Genomic DNA, 23,567 nt, shown 5'->3' with positions numbered 1-23,567 from the left:
CTCAGCGCCCCCTTGGCCGGTGGATATGCGCGCTTTGCACCAGCCCGAAGGCCGCCATCAGCACCAGCATCGCGGAGCCGCCATAGGACACCAGCGGCAGGGGCACGCCGACCACCGGCGCCATTCCCATCACCATCGACATGTTCAGCGCGAAGAACAAAAAGAACGTCGCCGCGATCCCCAGCGTCAGCAGCGACGAGAACCGGTCCTTGTTCTTCATCGCCGAACTGATGCAGAACACGATGATCAGCACATAGAGCGCCAGAAGCGACACGCCGCCGAGAAAGCCGAATTCCTCGGCCAGCGTGGTGAAGATGAAATCGGTATGCTTCTCGGGCAGGAAGTTCAGCCGCGATTGCGTGCCCTGCATGAAGCCGCGCCCCGACCAGCCGCCCGAGCCCAGCGCGATCTTGGACTGGGTGATGTGATAGCCCGCCCCCAAGGGATCGGTGCCCGGGTCGAGAAAGGTGTCGATGCGGCGATACTGGTAATCCTTCAGCAGCTGCCATTCGGTGCCGCGGCTCAGGAACACCGCCGTCACCAGCCCCGCGCCCAGCGCGATCACCACCGCGAAATACAGCCAGTGCACGCCGGCAAGGAACATCAGGATCCCGCCGCCCGCCATCAACAGAAGCGCGGTCCCCAGGTCGGGCTGTTTCAGCACCAGGAAGGTCGGCAGCAGGATCAGCGCCACCGGCATCAGCACGAAAACCGGGCGCGAAACCTTGTGGATGTCCAGCCAGTCGTAATAGGCCGCCAGCATCATCACCAGGGTGATCTTCATCAGTTCGGACGGCTGGAGCCGCATGAATCCAAGGTCGATCCAGCGTTGCGCGCCCATGCCCACCTCGCCGAAGAATTCGACCGCCAGCAGCAACAGCACCGATAGCCCATAGGCCAGCGCCGCCACGTTGCGCCAGAACCAGATCGGCACGAAGGCCACCGCGAACATCACCGTCAGCCCCAGCGCGAACCGCTTGATCTGCGGTTCGGCCCAACGATCCAGCGTGCCGCCCGCCACCGAGTAGAGCATCAGGAACCCGATCGCCGCCACCGCGCACAGCAACAGCACCAGCGCCCAGTTGACATACAGCACCTTGGACGCCCCTGTGGGCACCCGCTTGACGGTATATTCCAGGTAACTCACGCGCGGCTCCGTCCGCTGGCGGGCGGGCCGCCCGGGTCGCGCAGGTCCAGCCCGCGCATCCGTTCGTCGATCTTCCAGCGGTCGCGCTCGGGATAGGCGCTCAGCGGTGGCACGTCGCCATACAGCGCGCGCAGCGTGATGTCGCGGGCGATGGGGGCGGCCGCGCTGGACCCGCCGCCGCCATGTTCGACGACCACCGCCACCGCGATCCGCGGCGCCTCGGTCGGCGCATAGGCCACGAACAGGGCGTGGTCGCGCCGTTCCCAGGGCAAATCCTCGTTGCGGAACACGCCCGCGGCGCGTTCGGCGGCGGTGATGTTCCTGACCTGGCTGGTGCCGGTCTTGCCCGCCATCGCCATCTCGGCGGCGACCACGCGGCTGCCCCAGGCGGTGCCGCGCCGGGTGTTCACGACCGCGTCCATCGCGCGGCGGATCCGCGCCAGGTTCGCCGGGTTCACGTCCAGCGGCCCGCCCGGCACCGGGGGCTGTTCCACCCCGTCGATGGATTTCACCAGCCGCGGCACGATCGCGCGCCCGGTGGCGATCCGCGCGCTCATCACCGCCAGTTGCAGCGGCGTGGCCAGCACATAGCCCTGGCCGATGGCCGCGTTCAGCGTGTCGCCGATGCGCCATTCCTCGCCATAGCGCGCGCGTTTCCACGCCCTGTCCGGCACCAGGCCCTCGCCCACCGCCGACAGTGGCAGGTCATGCGCCTCGCCCAGGCCCAGCTTGCGCGCCATCTCGGCGATCCTGTCGATGCCGACGCGCTGGGCGATGTCGTAGTAATACACGTCGCAGGATTGTTGCAGGCTTTCGAACAGGTCCATGTGGCCATGCCCGCCGCGTTTCCAGCAATGGAACCGGCGCGTGCCCAGTTTCAGGAAACCGGGGCACCAGACGGTTTCGTCGGCGGTGACCTCGCCGGCCTCCAGCGCGGCCAGCGCGGTGATCATCTTGAAGGTCGAGCCGGGCGGATAGGCGCCCTGGACCGTCTTGTTCGACAGGGGCCGATAGGGGGTTTCGGTCAGCGCGCGGTAATCGGGCACCGAGATGCCGCGGACGAACTTGTTCGGGTCGAAGCTGGGCGACGAGGCGATGGCCAGCAGGTCGCCCTCGGCCAGGTCCATCACCACGGCGGCCGCGCTTTCCTCGCCCAGGCGCGCCCGGATGAAGTTCTGCAACCCCGCATCGACGGTCAGTTGCAGGTCGCTGCCCGGCTGGCCCTCGATCCGGTCAAGCTCGCGGATCACCCGGCCCGCGGCGTTCACCTCGATCCGGCGGGTGCCGGCCTTGCCGCGCAGGCGTTCCTCGTGCTTGGCCTCGATCCCGGTCTTGCCGATCTGGAACCGCGGGATCTGCAACAGCGGGTCGGGGTCCTCGATCTGGGACAGGTCGTAATCCGACACGGGGCCCACATAGCCCACCACATGGGCGAAATCGGGGCCAAGGGGATAGAACCGCGACAGCCCCACCTCGGGGCTGATCCCGGGCAGGACGGGGGCGTTGACCGCCACCCGCGCCACGTCCTCCCAGCGCATGCGGTCGGCGATGGTCACCGGCACGAACGGGCTGTGGCGTTCGATCTCGCGGATCGCGCGCTCGATCGTGTCCTCGTCCAGCGGCACCAGCCGCGTCAGCCGCGCCAGCGCCTCCTCGGGGTCGCCGGCATCCTCGCGCACCACGACGATGCGGTAATTCTGTTCGTTCTCGGCGACGATATGGCCCACGCGGTCATAGACCAGCCCGCGCGCGGGCGGGATCAGGCGGATGTTGATGCGGTTTTCCTCGGCCAGCAGGCGAAATTCGTCGGCCTGGGTCACCTGCAGGTGCCGCATCCTCAGCGCCAGCGCGGTCACGAACACCGCCTGCGTGCCCCCCAGGATCAGCGCGCGGCGGCTGATCCGGCGGCCGCTTTCCTCGGTATCCTTGGGCGATCGTTTCATCGCGTCAGCCCCCGCGGGTCCAACTCGCCCGGCGTCACCCGGCGCACCCCGAACAGATAGCGCGAGGCCAGCGCCACCAGCGGATAGGCCAGCGCCGTCATCACCGCCTGCACCGCCAACAGGCCAAGGTTCGCCTCGGCCACGCCGAACAGCGCCAGCACCGTCCAGAGGCCCAGGAAGATGCCCGCCACGGTGCCCGCCGTCTGCAGCCATTCCGGGCCGAACGGCGTCTCGACCGAGACCTGCTGGCGCGCGCGCAGGAATTCCGCGCCGATCAGCGCAAAGGCCGTCAACAGGCCCGGCGGCCGCATCAGCAGCATGTCGAGCATCAGGAAGACCCCCGCGATCAGCCAGGGCGGCAGGTAATCGGGGCGGCGCTGCAGCCAGGCAAAGGTCAGGCACAGCATCCAGTCGGGGCCGGGCAGGATGCCGCTGCGCTCTTCCAGCGGCAGGATCTGCACGAAAACCACGACCCCCGCCACCGCGACATAGATCAGCCGGTAGGTCCAGCGGTCGAGCGTGAGCGGATCAACCATCGCCGGCCTCCAGCGCCGCGGCGGGCAGGCCGATGGGCGCGGGGCCGATGGGCGCGGGGGCCACAAGGGCGCCGGGGTCGCGGATCACCTCGTTGGCGTGGCTGCGCAGCACGCGCAGGAATTCCAGCCGGTCGTATTCCGCGGCCAGCCGCGCGCGCAGCCGCTGGTCGCGGCCCAGGGCCACGTGCCCGACCAGAAGCCCCGCCGGGAACACGCCGCCATCCCCCGAGGACACCACCCGGTCGCCGGGGCGCACCTGCGCGGGGTCCTCGACGAAATCCAGCACCGGCGCGGCCGAGTTGTCGCCGGCCAGAACCGCGCGCTGGCCCGAGGGCTGGATCGTGACGGGGATGCGGCTGTTGGAATCGGTCAGCAGGATCACCCGCGCGGTATTCTGCCCCACGCCCGAGATGCGCCCCACCAGCCCCAGCCCGTCGGTGGTGGCCCAGCCGTCCAAGATGCCGTCGCGCGCCCCCACGTTCAACAAAACCGACTGCCGGAAGGGCGAGCCGCTATCGGCCATCACCACGCCGGTCACATAGGTCAGCTTGGGGTCCAGACGCACCTTGTTCAGGTCCAGAAGCTTGGCGTTTTCCTGCTCCAGCTGCAGCGCGGCCTCTTTCCAGGCCTTCATCTGGCGCAATTCGCGGCGCAATTCCTGGTTCTGCTCGGCAAGCCGGGCATAGGACTGGAACCCCTCGATCAGTTCCGCGCCCTTGGTCACCGGCACCAGCGCCCAGTCGAAGCTGGGCACCACCGCGTCCACCAGGGCCGCGCGGAACCGTTCCACCCGCGGGCTGTCGATCCGCCACAGAACGAACAGGGCGAGAAGCACAAAGATCGTGCCACCGATCAGGATACGCCGGATCGGGCGGGCATAATCGAGATGTGAGTTGCGGTCTGCGGCCAAGTCTGCCTCGCTAGCGGCGCGCGGCCTGCCCGGGGATCAGCTTTCGTAATCTATCACATGCCGGAGCTGTTTTTCATATTCCAGCGCCTTGCCGGTCCCCAGCGCCACACAATTCAGTGACTCGTCGGCGACCGAAATCCCCAGACCCGTCTGCTCGCGCAGCGCAAGGTCCAACTCGCCCAGCAGCGCGCCGCCACCGGTCAGCATCACGCCGCGGTCCACGATATCGGCGGCCAGGTCGGGGGGCGTCGCCTCCAGCGCGGTCATCACCGCCTCGCAGATCTGCTGGACGGGTTCGGCCAGCGCCTCGGCGATCTGGGCCTGGTTGATCTCGATTTCCTTGGGCACGCCGTTCAACAGGTCACGCCCGCGGATCTGCATCGACGCACCGCGCCCGTCATCGGGCATCCGCGCCGACCCGATCGAGGTCTTGATGCGCTCGGCGGTGGCCTCGCCGATCAGGATGTTCTGCTGGCGGCGCAGGTAGTTGATGATGCCGTCATCCATCCGGTCGCCGCCCACGCGCACGGACCGCGCATAGACGATGTCGCCCAGGGACAGCACCGCCACCTCGGTCGTGCCGCCGCCGATATCGACGACCATGCTGCCCGTGGGGTCGGTGATCGGCATGCCCGCGCCGATGGCCGCCGCGATGGGTTCGGCGATCAGCCCCGCGCGGCGCGCGCCCGCCGACAGCACCGATTGCCGGATCGCGCGCTTTTCCACGGGCGTCGCGCCATGGGGCACGCAGACGATGATCTTGGGCTTGGTAAAGGTGGTGCGCTTGTGGACCTTGCGGATGAAGAACTTGATCATCTCCTCGGCCACGTCGAAATCGGCGATCACGCCTTCGCGCATCGGCCGGATGGCCTCGATGCTGCCCGGCGTGCGGCCCAGCATCAGCTTGGCATCCTCGCCCACGGCCAGAACCTGCTTGCGGCCGTCCTTGACGTGGAAGGCGACCACCGAGGGCTCGTTCAGGATGATGCCGCGCCCCTTGACATAGACCAGCGTGTTCGCCGTGCCGAGGTCGATCGCCATATCCGACGAGAACAAACCGCCAAAACTTACCATGTGCGCGACCACCCGAAATTGGAGAAAAAAGCCCGCGATTCCGTCCATCGGGCCGGGTCATGTTATAGGCGGTCGCGCCCATCGGGGTAAAGGGCGCATTCGGGCGCGACACGGCGCCTTTCCGCCGCTTTCACTTTTCGAACAATCGCTTGGGGCGAGCCCGGCAATTCACCGGCAAATCCTTGCAGTTTTCCTGCATTCGCAAGGGAAGGGGCGGCGCCCAGGACGCCGCCCCCGGATGCGGTCGGCCGATCAGACGGCGGCCTTGGCCTCGTCCGGCCGGGTCTTTTCGCGCCGCACCATCAGCCGATTCAGGGCGTTCACATAGGCCTTGGCGCTGGCCACGACGGTGTCGGTATCCGACGCCTGGCCGGTCGCGATATGCCCGTCTTCCTGCAGCCGCACGCTGACGGTGGCCTGGGCATCGGTGCCCCCCGTGACCGCGTGCACCTGGTAAAGTTCCAGGTGCGCGTGGTGCGGCACCAGTTGCTTGACCGCGTTGAAGGTGGCGTCCACCGGCCCGTCGCCCTGCGCCGTCACCCGGTGTTCCACCCCGTCGATCGACAGGATCAGGTCGGCCGATTGCGGCGCCTCGGTGCCGCAGATCACGCGCAGGAACTTGACCTGCAGCCGGTCGTGTTCCGCATCCAGGTCGCTGTCGCGCATCAGGGCGATCAGGTCGTCGTCGTAGACCTCCTTCTTGCGGTCGGCGAGCGCCTTGAACCGCACGAAGACGTCCTTCAGCTGGTTGTCGCCCAGGTCGTAGCCCAGTTCCTTCATCTTGGCGCGCAGCGCGGCGCGGCCCGAATGCTTGCCCATCACCAGGTTGGTGGCGTTCAGCCCGATATCCTCGGGGCGCATGATCTCGAAGGTTTCGGCGTTCTTCAGCACGCCGTCCTGGTGGATGCCGGATTCATGCGCAAAGGCGTTCTTGCCGACGATGGCCTTGTTGTACTGGACGGCGAAACCGGACACCGTCGCGACCTTGCGGCTGATCCCCATGATGCGGGTCGTGTCGATGCCGGTGGTGAAGGGCATGATGTCGTTGCGCACCTTCAGCGCCATCACCACCTCTTCCAGCGCGGTGTTGCCTGCGCGTTCGCCCAGCCCGTTGATCGTGCACTCGATCTGTCGCGCGCCCGCCTCGACCGCGGCCAGCGCGTTCGCCGTGGCCATGCCCAGATCGTTATGGCAGTGCGTGGCGAAGATCACCCGGTCCGCGCCCGGCACGCGTTCCAGCAGCATGCGGATCAGGTCGGCGCTTTCGCGCGGCGCGGTATAGCCCACCGTGTCGGGGATGTTGATCGTGGTCGCGCCGCAGCGGATCGCGGTTTCCACCACCCGGCAGAGGTAGTCGTGTTCCGTGCGCGTCGCGTCCATCGGCGACCATTGCACGTTGTCGCACAGGTTGCGGGCGTGCGTCACGGTCTGTTCGATCCGCTCGACCATCTCGTCCTGGGTCAGCTTGGTGATGTCGCGGTGCAAGGGCGAGGTGCCGATGAAGGTGTGGATGCGCGGCCGTTTGGCGTGCCTTACCGCCTCCCACGCCCGGTCGATATCGGGCAGTTGCGCGCGGGCCAGCCCGCAGATCACCGCGTTCTGCGCCTGCTTTGCAATGTCGCGCACCGCTTCGAAATCGCCCTCGGAGGCGATCGGGAAGCCCGCCTCGATGATATCGACGCCCATCTCGTCGAGCATCGCGGCGATTTCCAGTTTCTCGTCATGGGTCATCGTCGCGCCGGGGCTTTGTTCGCCGTCGCGCAGCGTGGTGTCGAAAATCAGGACGCGGTCCTGCTTGGTCGTGTCGGTCATGGCTGAATCTCTCGTCTGAACCTTAGCCGTGGGGGGTGTGGCGCTGCGGGCGTATCCTCTGAGCGGTCGCGCCGGAACGGCACGCTCAGAGGCGGCTAAGGAGAAGCAGAAGGCCAAGCGGCAGCGCGCGCGGCAGGCGCGGGGCGGCCGGGGTCATATGTGCTTGGCGGTTCATGGCGCGTAGTATAGGGGCAGGCGGGGCCGAGGGAAAGCATCTTTCGACGCGGGGTCCGGGCGTCGATATGCGCCTCCGGCGGGGATATTTCGGGCCAGAAGAAGATGGAAGGTCAGGGCGTTCGCCCTAGCTGGAGGCGGCATGGAGCGGGCCTTGATCATAGGGGCGAGCGGCGGGATCGGGGCGGCGATGGGCGCGGCCCTGGCCGAGCGGCCGGGCGTGGGGGCGGTGGTCGGGCTGTCGCGGTCGGGCGACGGCCTGGACGTGACGGACGAGGCCAGCGTGGAACGGGTGCTGGGGGCGCTGGAGGGGCCGTTCGACCTGGTGGTCGTGGCGACGGGGGCGTTGCAGGGGGCGGGGCATCCGCCGGAAAAGGCCTTGCGGGAGGTGTCGCCCGCGGCGCTGGCCGACCAGGTCGCGGTGAATGCCATCGGCCCGATGATCGTGCTGAAACATGCCGTCCGGCTTTTGCCGCGGGACCGGCGTTCGGTCTTCGCGGCGCTGTCGGCGCGGGTGGGGTCGATCGGCGACAACCGGCTGGGGGGCTGGTATGCCTATCGCATGGCCAAGGCCGCGCTGAACCAGGGGCTGCATTCGGCGGCGATCGAGCTGGGCCGGTCGCACAAGCACGCGATCTGCGTGGCGCTGCACCCGGGCACGGTGGAAACGCCCTTTACCGCCGCCTATGCGGGCCGGCACAAGACGGTGCCGCCCGCCGAGGCGGCGGCGAACCTGATCCGGGTGATCGACGGGCTGACGCCCGCCGATACGGGCGGGTTCTTCGACTGGGCCGGCGAACGGGTGCCGTGGTGAGCCGCCTTGTCCTGGTCCTGGGCGACCAGGTGTCGCCCGGGCTGTCGGCGCTGCAAGAGGCCGACAAGGCGCGCGACCTGGTGGTGATGGCCGAGGTGATGGGCGAGGCCGCCTATGTTCGCCACCACCCCAAGAAGATCGCCTTTTGCCTGGCGGCGATGCGCAAGTTCGCCGCCCGGCTGGAACGGGACGGCTGGCGCGTGGCCTATACCCGCCTCGATGACGCCGAGAACAGCCAGTCCATCGTCGGCGAACTTTTGCGCCGGGCCGAGGCCGAGGGCGCCGACAGCGTGCTGGCCACCGAACCGGGCGAATGGCGGCTGATCGAGGCGCTGAGCCATGCGCCGATCAAGGTGCGCCAACTCCCCGATACCAGGTTCATCGCCAGCCATGCCGAATTCGATGCCTGGGCCGAGGGTCGCAAGAGCCTGCGGATGGAGTATTTCTACCGGGAAATGCGCCGCAAGACCGGCCTGTTGATGGAGGGTGACGACCCCGCGGGCGGCAAGTGGAATTTCGACCACGACAACCGCAAGCCCGCCTCGGATGACCTGTTCCGCGAAGGTCCGCTGAAATTCGACCCCGACGAGACGGTGAACGCGGTGCTGGACCTCGTGGAACGCCGCTTTCCCGACAATTTCGGCCGGCTGCGCCCGTTCTGGTTCGCCACCGATGCCGACCAGGCGAACACGGCGCTGGACCATTTCCTGGAACACGCGCTGCCCTGTTTCGGCGATTACCAGGACGCGATGCTGGAGGGCGACCGCTTCCTCTATCACGCGGTGATCTCGCCCTATCTGAACGCGGGGCTGCTGGACCCGCTGGACATCTGCAGGCGGGCCGAGGCCGAATACCGGGCGGGCCGTGCGCCGATCAACGCGGTCGAGGGGTTCATCCGCCAGATCCTCGGCTGGCGTGAATACGTGCGCGGCATCTATTACCGCGAAGGGCCGGATTATCCCCGCCGGAACGCGCTGAACCACCAGCGGAAACTGCCCGATTTCTATTGGGGCGGCGAAACGCGGATGAACTGCGTGGCCCATGCCGTCGCCCAGACCCGGGACGAGGCCTATGCCCACCACATCCAGCGGCTGATGGTGACGGGGAATTTCGCGCTGCTGGCGGGCGTGAACCCGACCGAGCTGCACGAATGGTATCTCGCCGTCTATGCCGATGCCTATGAATGGGTCGAGGCGCCGAACACGGTGGGCATGAGCCAGTTCGCCGATGGCGGGATCATCGCGTCGAAGCCCTATATTTCCTCGGGCAACTATATCAGCAAGATGTCCGACTATTGCCGGGGCTGCGCCTACAAGGTGACGCAGAAGACGGGCGCGGGGGCCTGCCCGTTCAACCTGCTTTACTGGGGATTTCTCGACCGCCACCGCGACCGGTTCCAGGGCAACCCGCGCATGGCGCAGATGTATCGCACCTGGGACCGGATGGCGGCCGACCGCCGCGCCGCGGTTCTGGACGGCGCGCAGGCGATCCTCGACCGTCTTTCGGCAGGCGAAACGGTCTGATCGCCCGCGCAACCTGCGCGTGAAAAACATATGTCGCAGAAATAGGACTTTGAGAATCCGCGTTCCGGGTCCATTCTGAATTTTGAATATGTTCAGGGCGGCCTGCCCGATTCCCGGGCAATCTGCGAATCCGCTGCCGCCCAACGCGGAGGAAAGACCGATGGCGCATGTGGTTGTTCTGGGCGCGGGGCTGGGCGGCACGCTTCAGGCCTATGAGCTGAAGGAAACGCTGGGGCCCGACGACCGGATCACGGTCATCTCGAACAAGCCCTATTTCCAGTTCACCCCCTCGAACCCCTGGGCCGGGGTCGGCTGGCGCAGCAAGGACGAGATCACCGTCGACCTTGCCCCGGTGATGAAGCGTCGCGGCATCGGGTTCGTCTGCGACGGGGCGAAACGGCTGTACCCCGCGGAAAACCGGATCGAACTGGAAAGCGGGGAAAGCGTCACCTACGACTATCTGGTGATCGCCACCGGGCCCGATCTCGCCTTTGACGAGATCGAGGGGTTCGGGCCGAAGGCGTATACCCATTCGGTCTGTCATATCGAGGACGCGGCCGCCTCTGGCGACAAGTGGGAGAGCTTTTGCGCCAATCCGGGGCCGATCGTGGTGGGCGCGGTGCAGGGGGCGTCCTGCTTTGGCCCGGCCTATGAATACGCGCTGACCATCGACACTGACCTGCGCAAGCGGCGCATCCGCGACAAGGTGCCGATGACCTTCGTCACCTCGGAACCCTATATCGGCCACCTGGGCCTGGGCGGTGTGGGCGACACCAAGGGGATGCTGGAGTCGCTCTTGCGCGAACGCGATATCCGCTGGGTCACCAATGCCAAGGTCGACCGGTTCGAGGAAAACCGCGTCTTCTTTACCGAGCATGACGACGACGGAAAGCCCAAGAAGACCCGCGAGGAACCGTTCAAATACGCGATGATGCTGCCCGCCTTCCGCGGCATCCCGGCGGTGCGGGGGATCGAGGGGCTGGTGAACCCGCGCGGGTTCATCCTGACCGACGAATACCAGCGCAACCCGGCCTATCCGAACATCTTCGCCATCGGGGTCTGCATCGCCATCGCGCCGCCCGTGGCCACCCCGGTGCCGACCGGCGTGCCAAAGACCGGGTTCATGATCGAAAGCATGGTGACCGCGACGGCGCACAACCTGCCGCGGGTGATCGCGGGGGCCGCGCCGATCGAGCAGCCCACCTGGAACGCGCTGTGCCTGGCCGATTTCGGCGACCGCGGCGCGGCGTTCCTGGCGATGCCGCAGAACCCGCCGCGCAACGTCGCCTGGACGTCCAAGGGGCGCTGGGTGCATTGGGCCAAGCTGGCCTTCGAATGGTATTTCATGCGCAAGGTGCGCACCGGCGTCAGCGAGCCGTTCTACGAGAAATTCATCATGAAGACGCTGAAGATCACCAAGATCAAGGCCTGAGGCCGGGCATCAGCCCAGAACCGCGCGGATCGCCAGGAACATCCCGCCCGAGATCAGGGCCGCCGCCGGAACGGTGATCACCCAGGCCGCCACGATGGTCATGAAATGCGACCGGCGCACCAGCTTGCGCCGGCGCCGTTCCTCGGCGGGCAGGCGCTTGGCCGGCGGGCGGTTCAGGTTGATCGTGCGCGCGCGCCGTTCCGCGTGCCATTCGCGGAAGAACCCCACGCCGAACACGCCGCCCACCGCGATATGGGTGGAACTGACCGGCAGCCCCAGCCAGGACGCCACGATCACCGTGATCGCCGCCGACAGCGCCACGCAATAGGCGCGCATCGGGTTCAGCTTGGTGATCTGGCTGCCCACCATGCGGATCAGCTTGGGCCCGAACAGCACCAGCCCGAACGAGATGCCGAAGGCCCCGATCACCATCACCCAGGCGGGGATCGCCACCTTGCCCGCCACCGCGCCGAATTCCTGCGCGTGCACGATGGCCGCCAGCGGCCCCACGGCGTTGGCCACGTCGTTCGCCCCGTGGGCAAAGGACAAAAGCGCCGCCGAGATCACCAGCGGCACGCCGAACAGCGCCTTCAGCGACTTGTTGCGGTTCTCCATCCCGCGCGACTGGCGCCGGATCGCCGGGATCGCCACCAGCCAGGCCGCCAGCCCAACGCCCGCGCCGATCCCCAGGGCGTGGGCCAGGTCGATATCGACCACCCGTTTCAGCCCCTTCAGCGCCAGGTAGGCCGCGAAGGCCGCCGCCATCAGCCCGATCAGCGCCGGCACCCAGGTGCGCGCCGCCGCGATCTTGTCCTCGACATAGATCACCCGCCACTTGATGAAGGCCAGAACGGCGGCCGCGATCAGCCCGCCCAACAGCGGCGAGATCACCCAGCTGGCCGCGATCGCGCCCATCGTCGGCCAGTTCACCGCCGAAACACCCGCCGCCGCGACGCCCGCGCCCAGAACGCCGCCCACCACCGAATGCGTGGTCGAAACCGGCGCCGACAGCCAGGTGGCGATGTTCACCCAGATCGCCGCCGACAAAAGCGCCGCCATCATCGCCCAGGTAAAGACCCCGGCATCGGGCACGCTTTCGGGGGCGATGATCCCCTTCGAGATGGTCGAGACCACGTCGCCCCCCGCGATCAGCGCGCCCGCGCTTTCGAAGATCGCGGCGATGGCGATGGCGCCGGCCATCGACAGGGCATTGGCGCCGACCGCCGGGCCCATGTTGTTGGCGACGTCGTTCGCCCCGATGTTCAGCGCCATGTAGGCCCCGAACCCGGCCGCCGCGACGATGAAAAGCGACCCCGGGCTGTGCTGGGTTAGCACCATCGCCAGCAGCGCGGCCAGCACGATGAAGGCCAGCGACACGCCGACGCCCACCAGCGGGCGCGCGACATGCATGGTGGCGTATTCCACCCGCGACAGGCGGTTGAGGTCCTTGTCCAGCGTGCGCCACTGGTGGGTCTTGTCTGTGTCGGTCACGGGGGCGCGGGCCTCCTGGGCTTGTCAGCGGGGGATTGCGGGCGCCCGGCGCCTCATGCGGAAAGCTCTGCGGGAAGCTTGCGCAGCAACGCCTTCAACTCGGGTTCGTCCACCGCCTCGGCGGCCTCGGCGGGGCTCATCCAGCGGCGCTCGCGCTCGGCCATCTCGGGGAAATGGTCCTCCAGCGCCTCGACCTCGATGGCGAACACGTTGACATCGGTGGCCACCGGCACGCCGCCCTTCAGCCGCTTGTCATAGCGGTACTGGCCGATCGGCGTGGGCGAGACGTGGCGGGGTTTCACCCCGGCCTCTTCCCAGGCCTCTTCGGCGGCCATGCCCGAGGCGTCATAGCCCGCCTTGGGCCAGCCCTTGGGCAGGATCCAGCGATGCGTCTCGCGCGAGGTGATCAGCAGGATTTCCGGCGCGCCACCGGTCTTGCGATAGCACAGGGCCGCCACCTGGAATCGCGACGGGCGCCCCAGAAGCGGCAGGATCAGCGTGGTCCAGACCTGTTTCAGCATCGCGTGCCCGGTGCAACAGCATTCAAAAAGCGGCTGGTATCACCGAACCCGGCACCTGCGCAAGGCCGCCGTGGCGCGATGTGGCCCCGCCGCGCGCCATGCCGGGGGCGCCAAGGGGGGGCAGCCACGCCGCCCCTGCGGCGGCGGGTTACTCGGTCGCGGCGGCCTCGGCGCCGGTGGTCAGCACGCCGTTGCGCCAGGTGCCCGCGCGCACCTCGCCATCGGAATAGCGCATCACGCCTTCGCCCTCGTACTTGCCCATGGCGAACATGCCTTCGTAGGTGTCGCCATTGGCATAGGTCGCGGTGCCCGGGCCGTCGAACTTGCCCGCCTTCCAGCCGCCGGTATAGCTGAACCCGTCGGGCATGGTGATCGTGCCCTGGCCCTCGCGCTGGCCCTTGACGAAGCTGCCCGAATAGACCGAGCCGTCGGCATAGGTCGCGGTGCCCTCGCCGTGGCGCAGCCCGTTCTGCCATGCGCCGGAATAGGTATAGCCGCCCTCGTGGGTCATCGTGCCCTGGCCGTCATAGGCGGCGTCCTTGAACTGGCCCTCGTAGACCAGGCCATTGGGAAAGGTCGCCTTGCCCTCGCCCTCGATCACGCCGGCCTTCCACGTGCCTTCATAGGTCGAACCGTCCGCATAGGTCACCTTGCCCTGGCCGTCGGGCAGGTCGTCGCGGAACTGGCCGACATAGACCGACCCGTCGGGATAGGTCAGCGTTCCCATCCCCTCGATCCGGCCCGCGACCCAGTCACCCTCATAGCGATAGCCGTCGGTGCCCACGAAGTTGCCCTTGCCGTGGCGCTTGTCGTTCCGGTACTCGCCCTCGTAGACATCGCCATTGGCATAGGTGACCTTGCCCGTGCCATGCCGTTCGCCGTTGACGAACAGCCCCTCGTAGATGTCGCCATTGGGCTGGGTCAGGGTGCCCAGGCCGTTCATCTCGCCATCTTTCCAGGCGCCGGCATAGGTCAGCCCCTCGGGCGTGGTCAGCGTGCCCTTTCCGGCGCGCTGGTTCTGCATCATCTCGCCTTCGTAGACGCGCCCGCCGGGATAGGTGATCTTGCCCTTGCCGTCCTTGACGCCGTTGACCCAGGTGCCCTCGTAGACATAGCCGTTCGGGCTGGTCATCGTGCCCACGCCATGGTGGACGGCATTGCGGAACTCGCCCTCGTAGCGGACCCCGTTGGCATAGACGGCGACCCCGGTGCCGGTGATCTTGCCGTCCTCCCACTCGCCCTCGTAGGTGCCGCCATCGGCAAAGGTGATCTTGCCCAGGCCATGCGGCTTGCCGTCCAGGAATTCGCCCTCGTAGACCGACCCGTTGACCAGCCGGGCGATGCCCTCGCCCTCGATCCGGCCGTCGACCCATTCGCCGGTATACTCGTACCCGTTGGGCAGCCGGTAGGTGCCGCGGCCATGCTGCTTGCCGTCCTTGAAGGTGCCTTCGTAGATGCCGCCGTCCTCGTACTGGCGGGTGACGACATCGCCCCCGTCCTGCGCGAAGCCCGGCGCCGCGCCCATCAGGACGCCCGCCACCGCCAGATGTGCGATTGCCTTGCCAGCCTTGTGCACCTGAGCCCCCTCTGCCGCGCCCCGGTTCCCCTGAAAGCGCCCAAACCGTAATTGAGCCGCGCCGGGCTTACAACGGTTTTCGCCAGATGTCGGCTTTCACTTGCGCGTCAGTCTGCTAAGACGCGGTGACGACGAGACGGGGATGCCCATGGCAGATCGGTTCCGCCTAAGCTTGGCGCAGTTGAACCCCACCACCGGGGCGCTTGCCGCGAATGCGGCAAAGGCGCGCGCCGCCTGGGACGAGGGGCGCCGCGCGGGCGCCGACATGGTGGCGCTGCCCGAGATGTTCCTGACCGGCTACCAGGTGCAGGACCTGGTGATGAAGCCCGCCTTCACCGCCGACGCTATGGCCCATGTCGAGGCGCTGGCCCGCGACTGCGCGCAGGGGCCCGCGCTGGGCATCGGCGCGCCCTATGCCGCGCACGGGCACCTTTATAACGCCTGGTATGTCTGCCAGAACGGCGCGGTCACCGCCCGCATCTTCAAGCACCACCTGCCCAATGACGGCGTCTTCGACGAACGCCGCGTCTATGACAGCGGGCCGATCAACGGGCCCTATTCGGTGGGGCCGCTGCGCATCGGCACGCCGGTCTGCGAGGATGCCTGGTACGAGGACGTGGCCGAGGCCCTGGCCGAGACCAGGGCCGAGATCCTGCTGGTGCCGAACGGGTCGCCCTATTTCCGCGACAAGTTCGACGTGCGGCTGTCGCACATGGTCGCCCGCGTGGTCGAGACCGGGCTGCCGCTGGTCTATCTCAACCTCGTGGGCGGGCAGGACGACCAGGTGTTCGACGGCGGCAGTTTCGTGCTGAACCCCGGCGGGCAGCTGGCCGTCAAGATGCCCGTCTTCGACGAAGAGATCGTGCATGTCGATTTCACCCGCACGCCCCAGGGCTGGCGCGCCGAGACCGGCGCCTGCGTGCCCCACCCGGATCCTTGGGAACAGGATTACCGGGTGATGGTGACGGGGCTGGCCGATTACCTGGGCAAGAGCGGGTTTTCCAAGGTGGTGCTGGGGCTGTCGGGCGGTGTCGATTCCGCGCTGGTGGCCGCCATCGCCGCCGACGCGATCGGGCCCGAGAACGTGCGCTGCGTGATGCTGCCCTCCGAATACACCTCGGCCCACTCGCTGGAGGATGCCGCGGCGGTGGCCCGCGCGCTGGGCTGCCGGCTGGACGAGGTGCCGATCGCCGGCCCCCGCGCCGCGGTGACCGAGGCGCTGGCGCCGCTGTTCGCGGGCACCGCGCCGGACGTGACCGAGGAGAACATCCAGTCCCGGTTGCGCGGGCTGATCCTGATGGCGCTGTCGAACAAGTTCGGCGAGATGCTGTTGACCACCGGCAACAAGTCCGAGGTGGCGGTGGGCTATGCCACCATCTACGGCGACATGTCGGGCGGGTATAACCCCCTGAAGGACCTGTACAAGACCCGGGTGTTCGAGACCTGCCGCTGGCGCAATGCCAATCACCGGCCCTGGATGAAGGGCCCCGCGGGCGAGGTGATGCCGCCCCGCGTGATCGACAAGCCGCCCTCGGCGGAACTCCGCGAAGACCAGAAGGACGAGGACAGCCTGCCGCCCTATGACGTGCTGGACCGGATCCTGCAGGGGCTGATCGACGACGAGAAATCGGTGGCGGACCTGGTGGCGCAGGGCTTTGACCGCGAGGTGGTCAAGCGCGTCGAACACCTAGTCTATATCAGCGAATACAAGCGCTTCCAGTCCGCCCCGGGCCCGCGCCTGACCCCGCGCGCGTTCTGGCTGGACCGCCGCTATCCCATCGTCAACCGCTGGCGCGACGACAGCTAGGGGCGGCTGGCCGGGCAGGGGGCGCTGCCCCCGTCGCCCCGGAGGGGCGACTCCCCCGGGATACTTGGGGCCAGAAGAAGACAGGGGCGGTGCGGCGGTGGGCCTCAGCCCGGCTTTTTCTGCAGAAGCGGCATGAGGTCGGCCAGCTCGGGCCCCCTGGCACGGCCCGTCACGGCCTTGCGCAGCGGCATGAACAGCCCCTTGCCCTTGCGCCCTGTCTTGTCCTTGACCGCCGCGGTCCAGGCGGCCCAAGTGTCGGCGTCATAGGGCGGCTCGCCCAGCAGTGCCAGCGCCTGGGCGATGAAATCGCGGTCCTCCGCGTCGACGACCGGCGTCGCGCCATCGCGGCAGAGCGCCCACCAGTCCGCGATCTCGGCGCGGGTGCCGATATTCTCGCGTACCACGGTCCAGAAGCGTTCGGCCATGTCGGACGGCACGCCCAGCGCGGCGATCTCGTCCTGCACCGCGGCGAAGGGCAGGCTGTGCAGGTGCCGCGCGGTCAGCGGGAACAGGTCGTTCTCGTCGAACTTGGTGGGGGCCGCGCCGAACTGTGCCAGGTCGAACCCCTCGGCCAGCTGGTCGATGCTTTCGGCCAGCTCGACCGGCTGGGACGACCCCAGCCGCGCCATCAGCGACAACAGGGCGAGCGGTTCCACCCCGCGGGCGCGCAGGTCGCGCAAGGACAGCGTGCCCAGGCGTTTCGACAGCGCCTCGCCCTGCGGGCCGGTCAGCAGGGAATGGTGCGCGAAGGCCGGCACGCCGCCGCCCAGCGCCTCGATGATCTGGATCTGGGTCGCGGTGTTGGTCACGTGGTCCGAGCCGCGCACGATATGGGTCACGCCCATCTCGGTGTCGTCCACCACCGAGGCCAGCGTGTAGAGCACCTGCCCGTCGCCCCGGATCAGCACCGGGTCCGACACGCTGGCCGCGTCGATCGAGATGTCGCCGAGGATGCCGTCGGTCCACTCGATCCGCTCCTGGTTCAGCAGGAAGCGCCAGTGCCCCGGCCGTTCGGCGCGCAGCCGGGCCTTGTCCGCGTCCGATAGCGCAAGTGCGGCGCGGTCATAGACCGGGGGTTTGCCCATGTTCAGCTGTTTCTTGCGCTTGAGGTCCAGTTCGGTGGGCGTCTCGAAACATTCGTAGAACCGGCCCGCGTCGCGCAGCGCGTCGGCGGCGGCGTGATAGCGGTCGAGCCGTGCGGATTGCCGTTCCACCCGGTCCCAGGTCAGGCCAAGCCATTCCAGGTCGGCCATGATCGCGTCGGCATATTCCTGTTTCGAGCGTTCCGGGTCGGTATCGTCCAGCCGCAGGATGAAGGTGCCCCCCGTTTTCCGGGCGATCAGGAAGTTGAACAGCGCCGTGCGCAGGTTGCCGACATGCAGATAGCCGGTGGGCGAGGGGGCAAAGCGGGTGACGGTGGTCATGGCACTCTCCTAGTTCGCGCGACGCTCTTTCACAGACGGGCGGTTTTGTCCATATGAGGGGCAAAGCGACCGAGACCCCGGATGACCGATCTTCGCCCCCTGACCACGCCCCCCAGCCTCGACGAGATCGCGGCACTTGCCCACGAGGCGCGCGAGGCGCTGCCCGACCCGTTCCGGGCGCCGGCCCGCGCCGTCGCGATCCGGGTCGAGGATTTCGCCCCTGACGACATCCTCGCCGAGATGGGGATCGACGATGCGTTCGAGCTGACCGGGCTTTACGACGGCATCCCGCTGACCGAGAAATCGGTGATGGACCAGCCCGACCGCCCCGACACGATCTGGCTGTTCCGCCGGCCGATCCTGGACGAATGGGTCGAGCGCGAGGAGGTGCCGCTGCCGGCGCTGGTCGCGCATGTGCTGGTGCATGAATTCGCGCATCATTTCGGCTGGTCCGACGACGATATCGCCGCGATCGACCGCTGGTGGGAATAGGCGCACAGGCGCTGTGCATCCGCACCGCAGATCCTGGCCGCCCGGTGGAAAGCCGCGCGTTTGCGGCTATGTTTCCCCCTGGGAACAACCAGGGAGATCCCCGATGACACGCACGAGCCTTACCCGCCGCCAGGCGCTGATGGCGGGCGCCGCCCTGCCGCTGGCGGCGGCGACCGCGGGCACCGCGCGGGCCGCCGCGCCGATGCTGGGCGCGGCGATGCCGCAATTCAATCGATTCCAGCTTGGCGGTTTCGAGGTGACGACGCTTCTGGCCGGCACCCGTACCGTCGAGGAGCCGCAGAAGATCTTCGGCCTGAATGTCGAACCCGACCGCTTTGCCGAGGTTTCGGCCGCCAACATGATCCCCACCGACAAGGCGCAGTTCTTCTTCACGCCGACGGTGGTGAACACCGGGGCCGAGCTGATCCTGTTCGACGCCGGGCTGTCGCCCGAGGGCACCACCGCCGCGCTGGCCGCGGCCGGCTATGCGCCCGACCAGATCGACAAGGTGGTCATCACGCACATGCATGGCGACCATGTCGGCGGGCTGTCGGGCGAGGCGGGCGAAACCTTTGCGGGGGCCGCCTATTACACCGGCGCGGCCGAGTTCGATGCCTGGGACATGTCGGGAAACGAGACCTTCGAGGCCAAGATGCGCCCGCTGGCCGAGAAGACGACCTTCGTCGAGGATGGCGGCACGGTCGCCTCGGGCGTCACCGCGATGGCCGCCTTCGGGCATACGCCCGGCCACATGGCCTATATGCTGGAAAGCGAGGGCAAGGCGCTGGTGATCGGCGCGGATTTCGCCAACCATTATGTTTGGTCGCTGGCCCATCCCGACTGGGAGGTGCTGTATGACCGCGACAAGGCGGCCGCCGCGGCCACGCGCCGGCGCATGCTGGACATGATGGCCGCCGACAAGATCCCCTTCATCGGCTATCACATGCCGTTCCCGGGCTACGGCTTCGTCGAGACGCGGGGCGAGGGGTTCCACTATGTGCCGGCCAGCTATCAGATGATGCTGGGCTGAGGCCGCTGTCCCGGCGGGCGCGGGCGGCGTTTCCCGTGCCGGTGCGCGGCGGGAAAGAGGTTTCGCCCTGGCTTCGCCAAGGCGACCGGGGCCGGGGGCTGACGCCCCCGGCCCGTTGCCGTGGTACTGGCCCCGTGCCTGCGCGCCGTGCCCGGCGTGGCGGCCATCCGGCGCCGGGCCGCCGTTCCGGGCATGCGACCCCGTACGGGCTTGGCCTCTGCGGCCTGGGGTGTCACTCTCCGGCGACCCGAAAAAGCAGAGCCGCCGCCGCCCATGAACGATATCCTGACCGTCACGCTGAACCCCACCGTGGACCTGTCGACCTCGGTCGCCCATGTCGTGCCGGGGGAGAAGCTGCGCTGTGCCCCGGCGGTGACCGACCCGGGCGGCGGCGGGATCAACGTCGCCCGCGCGATCCGCCTGCTGGGCGGGGAAAGCCGCGCGCTGGTCGCGCTGGGCGGGCATAACGGCGACAAGCTCAAGGCGCTTCTGGAGCACGAGGGCATCCGGCTGATCCCGCTGCAGGCCCCGGGCGAGACGCGGCTGAGCCTGGCGGTGACCGATGATGCCACGGGCGAACAATACCGTTTCGTGCTGCCGGGCCCGATCTGGAACGCCGCGGGCCTCAAGGCGATCCTGGCGGCGATCACCACCGCGGTGCCCGAGAACGGCTATGTCGTGCTGTCGGGCAGCGTGCCCAAGGGCCTGCCCGACGATATCGCCTGCTGCATCGGCTACAAGCTGGCCAAGCGCGGCGCGCGGCTGATCGTCGACACCTCGGGCCCGGCGCTGACCCGGCTGGCCGAGGGCACCGACAGCCCGCCCTTCCTGTTGCGGATGGACCGGAGCGAGGCGCGGGCGCTGTCGGGGCGGCGGCTGGACGGCCGCACCGAAAGCGCGGATTTCGCGGCCGAACTGGTGGCGCGGGGGGTGGCCTCGGTGGTGGTGGTGGCGCGCGGCGGGGACGGGTCGGTCCTGGCCGCGGACGGGCTGCGGCTGCATGCCGAGGCGGCACGGGTGCCGGTGCGCTCCAAGGTGGGCGCGGGCGACAGTTTCCTGGGCGCCTTCGCGCTGGCGCTGGGGCGCGGCGACGACCTGGCCGTGGCGCTGCAATGGGGCGCGGCAGCGGCCAGCGCGGCGGTGATGACCGATGCCACGGCGCTGTGCACCCGCGAGGATACCGAGGCGTTGTTCGACCGCTGCCCGGTGACCCGGCTGGCCTGAGGCGGGCCGGGGCGGGCGATCATCGCGATGCCGCGGGCTTGGCCGGGGCGGGGCCTTGATCGCGGTCGATTGCGCGACGGGCCAATATGCGACAAGATGGCCGTGCCTTTGAGGGAGACCACATGCACGAATACGACTTCGCCGATCCGGTCGAGGTTTGGCGTGCGGTATGCGGCGAACCTTCGGACCTTGTCGCGCTGCTGTTGCACGAAGACCCGGTTTCCAGGCGGACCCGCATCGCGATGGCCGCGTGGTTGTCCGGTGCGCTTGAAAACGCGCCCAAGCTGAAGCGCGGGGCGGCGCTGGACGCGCTGACGCCCGAGCGTGTCCGGTGCGATGCCGCCGCGGCGAATTACTGTCGCGTCGTCGGCTGGGTCAGGGAGCGGGGCTTTGACATCGACGAGGACAGCCTTCTGCGCCAGGTGGCCCGGAAATGGCAACTGGCCCCCGCGGCGCTGCGGGACCATGTCACCCGGTTCGAAGCGGCGGGCCTGAAGACCGCCCTCGATGTCGAGGCCCGCGCCTTTCGCCACTGGCAGCAGCGTACGGGCCGGGCGCCGCGGCACACGTTTCCCTGATCGGGCCGCTTGTTCCGCCGGCGCCCGCCGCCCTCAGATGTTCTCGAACCGGGGCATGCCCAGCACGTGATAACCGCCGTCCACGGTGATGATCTCGCCCGTGGTGCAGGCCCCGTGATCGGACGCCAGGTAGACCGCCGTCCCCCCGATGCATTCCAGCGTCGCGTTCTGGCGCAGCGGCGCGTTCATCTCGGTATGGCGATAGGTCTTGCGCCCGCCGGCGATGGCCGCCCCGGCCAGCGTCTTCATCGGGCCGGGGGAAATGGCGTTGACGCGAATGCCCTCGGGGCCCAGGTCGGATGCAAGGTAACGCACGGTGGATTCCAGCGCCGCCTTGGCCACGCCCATCACGTTGTAGAACGGCGTCACCCTGTTCGACCCCTGGTAGGTCAGGGTCAGGATCGTGCCGCCATTGGGCATCAGCGGCTGCGCGCGCCGCGCCACGTCGATCAGCGAATAGCACGAGATCGCGAGGCTGTTCTTGAAGTTCTCGCGCGTGGTGTTGATGAACCGGCCGGTCAGCTCGGTCTTGTCGGAATAGGCGATGGCGTGGACCACGAAATCGAGGCTGCCCCATTCCTGTTCCAGCCGCCCGAAACAACGGTCCAGCGAGGCGTCGTCGGTCACGTCCACGTCGACAAGGAAGGACGACCCCACGCTGGCGGCCAGCGGTTCCACCCGCTTGCCGAAATTCTCGCCCTGGTAGGAAAAGGCCAGCTCCGCGCCCTCGTCGGCCAGCGCCTTGGCGATGCCCCAGGCGATCGACCGGTCATTGGCGACGCCCATGACCAGCCCGCGCTTTCCCTTCATCAGTTCAGGCATCGGCGCTTACCCCTGATACTTGCTCATCACCAGCGAGGCATTGGTGCCGCCAAAGCCAAAGCTGTTGGACAGCACGCTGTCGATCTCGACGCCCTCGCGCAGTTCGGTGACGATCTCGCCCTCGTGGATCTCGGGGTCCAACTGGGTGATGTTGGCCGAGGCCGCGATGAACCCCTTGTCCATCATGATCAGCGAATAGATCGCCTCGTGCACGCCGGTCGCGCCCAGCGAATGCCCGGTCAGCGACTTGGTCGAGGCGATGGGCGGCACGTTCCCCTCGCCGAAGACGTTGCGCACGGCCTTGATCTCGGTCGCGTCGCCCGCCACGGTCGAGGTGCCGTGGGCGTTGATATAGTCGATCTTGCGGCCCTCGGGCAGGGTCGACAGCGCCAGTTTCATCGACCGCTCGCCGCCCTCGCCCGCAGGGGCCACCATGTCATAGCCGTCGGACGTGGCGCCATAGCCCGTCACCTCGGCATAGATCTTGGCGCCGCGCGCCTTGGCGTGTTCCAGTTCCTCCAGCACGACGGTGCCGCCGCCGCCCGCGATCACGAACCCGTCGCGCGTGGCGTCGAAGGGCCGCGAGGCGGTCTCGGGCGTGTCGTTGTATTTCGACGACAGCGCGTTCATCGCGTCGAACAGGCAGGACAGCGTCCAGTCCACCTCTTCGCCGCCGCCGGCGAACACGATGTCCTGCTTGCCCATCTGGATCAGTTCGACGCCGTTGCCGATGCAATGGGCCGACGTGGAACAGGCCGAGGTGATCGAGTAGTTCACGCCCTTGATCTTGAACGGCGTGGCCAGGCAGGCCGAGTTCGTCGACGACATGCAGCGCGTCACCATGAACGGGCCCATCCGTTTCGGGCTGCCCTTTTCCTTGACGATCTGGTGCGCGGTGAAGAAGTTCGAGGTCGACGGCCCGCCGGACCCCATGATCAGGCCGGTGCGCTCGTTCGACACGTCGCTGTCTTCCAGCCCGGAATCCTTGATCGCCTGGTCCATGGCGATGAAGTTGTAGGCCGCGCCCGGCCCCATGAACCGCAGCTGGCGCTTGTCGATCAACGCTTCCAGGTCGATCTGCGGGATCCCCGCGACCTGGCTGCGGAACCCGTTCTCGGCATAGGCCGGTTCAAAGCGGATGCCGGACCGGCCGGCCCGCAGGGATGCCTCGACCTCGGCCACCGTGTTGCCGATGGGCGAGACGATGCCCAGCCCCGTGATGACGACGCGGCGCATG

20 protein-coding genes are annotated in these 23,567 nt (G+C 68.1%); 8 read left to right on the top strand and 12 right to left on the bottom strand.

The window, feature by feature from the left end; genetic code table 11:
* Position 1: 1 nt before the first annotated feature.
* The 6 genes from rodA to EV662_RS10070 form a co-directional block, all read right to left on the bottom strand.
* Complete coding sequence (gene rodA / locus EV662_RS10095) at positions 2–1,147, bottom strand: rod shape-determining protein RodA (RefSeq protein ID WP_132462036.1); 1,146 nt, start codon at positions 1,145–1,147, stop codon at positions 2–4.
* On the bottom strand, positions 1,144–3,090 hold the full coding sequence (mrdA, locus tag EV662_RS10090) for a penicillin-binding protein 2 (protein WP_132462035.1): 1,947 nt from the start codon (positions 3,088–3,090) through the stop codon (positions 1,144–1,146). The genes rodA and mrdA overlap by 4 nt, the downstream gene beginning before the upstream one ends.
* Positions 3,087–3,626 carry a rod shape-determining protein MreD gene (locus tag EV662_RS10085; protein WP_132462034.1) on the bottom strand — a complete coding sequence of 180 codons (540 nt, stop codon included), beginning with the start codon at positions 3,624–3,626 and terminating at the stop codon, positions 3,087–3,089. Before EV662_RS10085 ends, mrdA begins: the two co-directional genes overlap by 4 nt.
* Positions 3,619–4,536 (bottom strand): rod shape-determining protein MreC, encoded by a 918-nt coding sequence (gene mreC, locus EV662_RS10080; RefSeq protein ID WP_132462033.1) that lies wholly within the window; start codon positions 4,534–4,536, stop codon positions 3,619–3,621. Before mreC ends, EV662_RS10085 begins: the two co-directional genes overlap by 8 nt.
* 36 nt (positions 4,537–4,572) lie before the next feature.
* Entirely contained in the window at positions 4,573–5,610 is a 1,038-nt protein-coding gene (locus tag EV662_RS10075; protein ID WP_132462032.1) for a rod shape-determining protein, read from the bottom strand.
* Positions 5,611–5,862: 252 nt separating this feature from the next.
* A complete protein-coding gene (locus EV662_RS10070; protein WP_132462031.1) occupies positions 5,863–7,422 on the bottom strand; it encodes a 2-isopropylmalate synthase in 1,560 nt (519 codons plus the stop codon).
* 316 nt (positions 7,423–7,738) lie between these two features.
* Here EV662_RS10070 and EV662_RS10065 point away from each other — a divergent pair, with 316 nt between their 5' ends.
* The 3 genes from EV662_RS10065 to EV662_RS10055 all read left to right on the top strand — a co-directional run bounded on the left by EV662_RS10065 (position 7,739) and on the right by EV662_RS10055 (position 11,365).
* The gene (locus tag EV662_RS10065; protein WP_132462030.1) at positions 7,739–8,410 is read left to right on the top strand and encodes an SDR family oxidoreductase; all 672 of its coding nucleotides are present in this window, start codon (positions 7,739–7,741) and stop codon (positions 8,408–8,410) included.
* A complete protein-coding gene (locus EV662_RS10060; protein ID WP_132462029.1) occupies positions 8,404–9,933 on the top strand; it encodes a cryptochrome/photolyase family protein in 1,530 nt (509 codons plus the stop codon). The genes EV662_RS10065 and EV662_RS10060 overlap by 7 nt, the downstream gene beginning before the upstream one ends.
* A 160-nt stretch (positions 9,934–10,093) precedes the next feature.
* The gene (locus tag EV662_RS10055) at positions 10,094–11,365 is read left to right on the top strand and encodes an NAD(P)/FAD-dependent oxidoreductase (RefSeq protein ID WP_132462028.1); all 1,272 of its coding nucleotides are present in this window, start codon (positions 10,094–10,096) and stop codon (positions 11,363–11,365) included.
* Between the two features lie 9 nt (positions 11,366–11,374).
* On the opposite strand, the gene EV662_RS10050 is transcribed toward EV662_RS10055, so the two are convergent.
* The 3 genes from EV662_RS10050 to EV662_RS10040 form a co-directional block, all read right to left on the bottom strand.
* The gene (locus tag EV662_RS10050) at positions 11,375–12,856 is read right to left on the bottom strand and encodes an inorganic phosphate transporter (protein WP_132462027.1); all 1,482 of its coding nucleotides are present in this window, start codon (positions 12,854–12,856) and stop codon (positions 11,375–11,377) included.
* Between the two features lie 53 nt (positions 12,857–12,909).
* The gene (locus EV662_RS10045) at positions 12,910–13,377 is read right to left on the bottom strand and encodes an NUDIX hydrolase (protein ID WP_132462026.1); all 468 of its coding nucleotides are present in this window, start codon (positions 13,375–13,377) and stop codon (positions 12,910–12,912) included.
* 148 nt (positions 13,378–13,525) lie between these two features.
* Entirely contained in the window at positions 13,526–14,902 is a 1,377-nt protein-coding gene (locus tag EV662_RS10040; RefSeq protein WP_132462067.1) for a 2-isopropylmalate synthase, read from the bottom strand.
* Positions 14,903–15,101: 199 nt separating this feature from the next.
* Here EV662_RS10040 and EV662_RS10035 point away from each other — a divergent pair, with 199 nt between their 5' ends.
* Positions 15,102–16,760: an NAD+ synthase gene (locus tag EV662_RS10035; RefSeq protein ID WP_132462025.1), complete on the top strand. Its 1,659-nt coding sequence runs from the start codon at positions 15,102–15,104 to the stop codon at positions 16,758–16,760.
* Between the two features lie 104 nt (positions 16,761–16,864).
* Here the strand turns inward: EV662_RS10035 and gltX are convergent, their stop codons facing one another.
* Positions 16,865–18,184: a glutamate--tRNA ligase gene (gene gltX / locus EV662_RS10030; protein WP_132462024.1), complete on the bottom strand. Its 1,320-nt coding sequence runs from the start codon at positions 18,182–18,184 to the stop codon at positions 16,865–16,867.
* 81 nt (positions 18,185–18,265) lie between these two features.
* Between gltX and EV662_RS10025 the strand changes: the two genes are divergently transcribed.
* From EV662_RS10025 to EV662_RS10010, 4 genes are all read left to right on the top strand, one after another.
* Entirely contained in the window at positions 18,266–18,676 is a 411-nt protein-coding gene (locus EV662_RS10025; RefSeq protein ID WP_132462023.1) for a metallopeptidase family protein, read from the top strand.
* Positions 18,677–18,779: 103 nt separating this feature from the next.
* Positions 18,780–19,706: an MBL fold metallo-hydrolase gene (locus EV662_RS10020; RefSeq protein ID WP_132462022.1), complete on the top strand. Its 927-nt coding sequence runs from the start codon at positions 18,780–18,782 to the stop codon at positions 19,704–19,706.
* A 273-nt stretch (positions 19,707–19,979) separates the two neighbouring features.
* Positions 19,980–20,930 carry a 1-phosphofructokinase family hexose kinase gene (locus EV662_RS10015; RefSeq protein WP_132462021.1) on the top strand — a complete coding sequence of 317 codons (951 nt, stop codon included), beginning with the start codon at positions 19,980–19,982 and terminating at the stop codon, positions 20,928–20,930.
* Between the two features lie 122 nt (positions 20,931–21,052).
* A complete protein-coding gene (locus EV662_RS10010) occupies positions 21,053–21,508 on the top strand; it encodes a hypothetical protein (RefSeq protein ID WP_132462020.1) in 456 nt (151 codons plus the stop codon).
* 33 nt (positions 21,509–21,541) lie between these two features.
* On the opposite strand, the gene EV662_RS10005 is transcribed toward EV662_RS10010, so the two are convergent.
* Together EV662_RS10005 and fabB are read right to left on the bottom strand one after the other, a co-directional pair.
* Positions 21,542–22,330, bottom strand: a complete 789-nt coding sequence (locus EV662_RS10005) for an enoyl-ACP reductase FabI (RefSeq protein WP_132462019.1) — start codon at positions 22,328–22,330, stop codon at positions 21,542–21,544.
* A 6-nt stretch (positions 22,331–22,336) separates the two neighbouring features.
* Entirely contained in the window at positions 22,337–23,566 is a 1,230-nt protein-coding gene (gene fabB, locus EV662_RS10000; protein ID WP_132462018.1) for a beta-ketoacyl-ACP synthase I, read from the bottom strand.
* Between the last annotated feature and the right edge of the window lies 1 nt (position 23,567).

The sequence above is a fragment of the Rhodovulum marinum genome (genome assembly GCF_004343075.1).
GTDB classification, from domain to species: domain Bacteria; phylum Pseudomonadota; class Alphaproteobacteria; order Rhodobacterales; family Rhodobacteraceae; genus Rhodovulum; species Rhodovulum marinum.
Note: the sequence above shows the minus strand (reverse complement) of the source record. Positions and strands in the feature narration are given on the sequence as shown.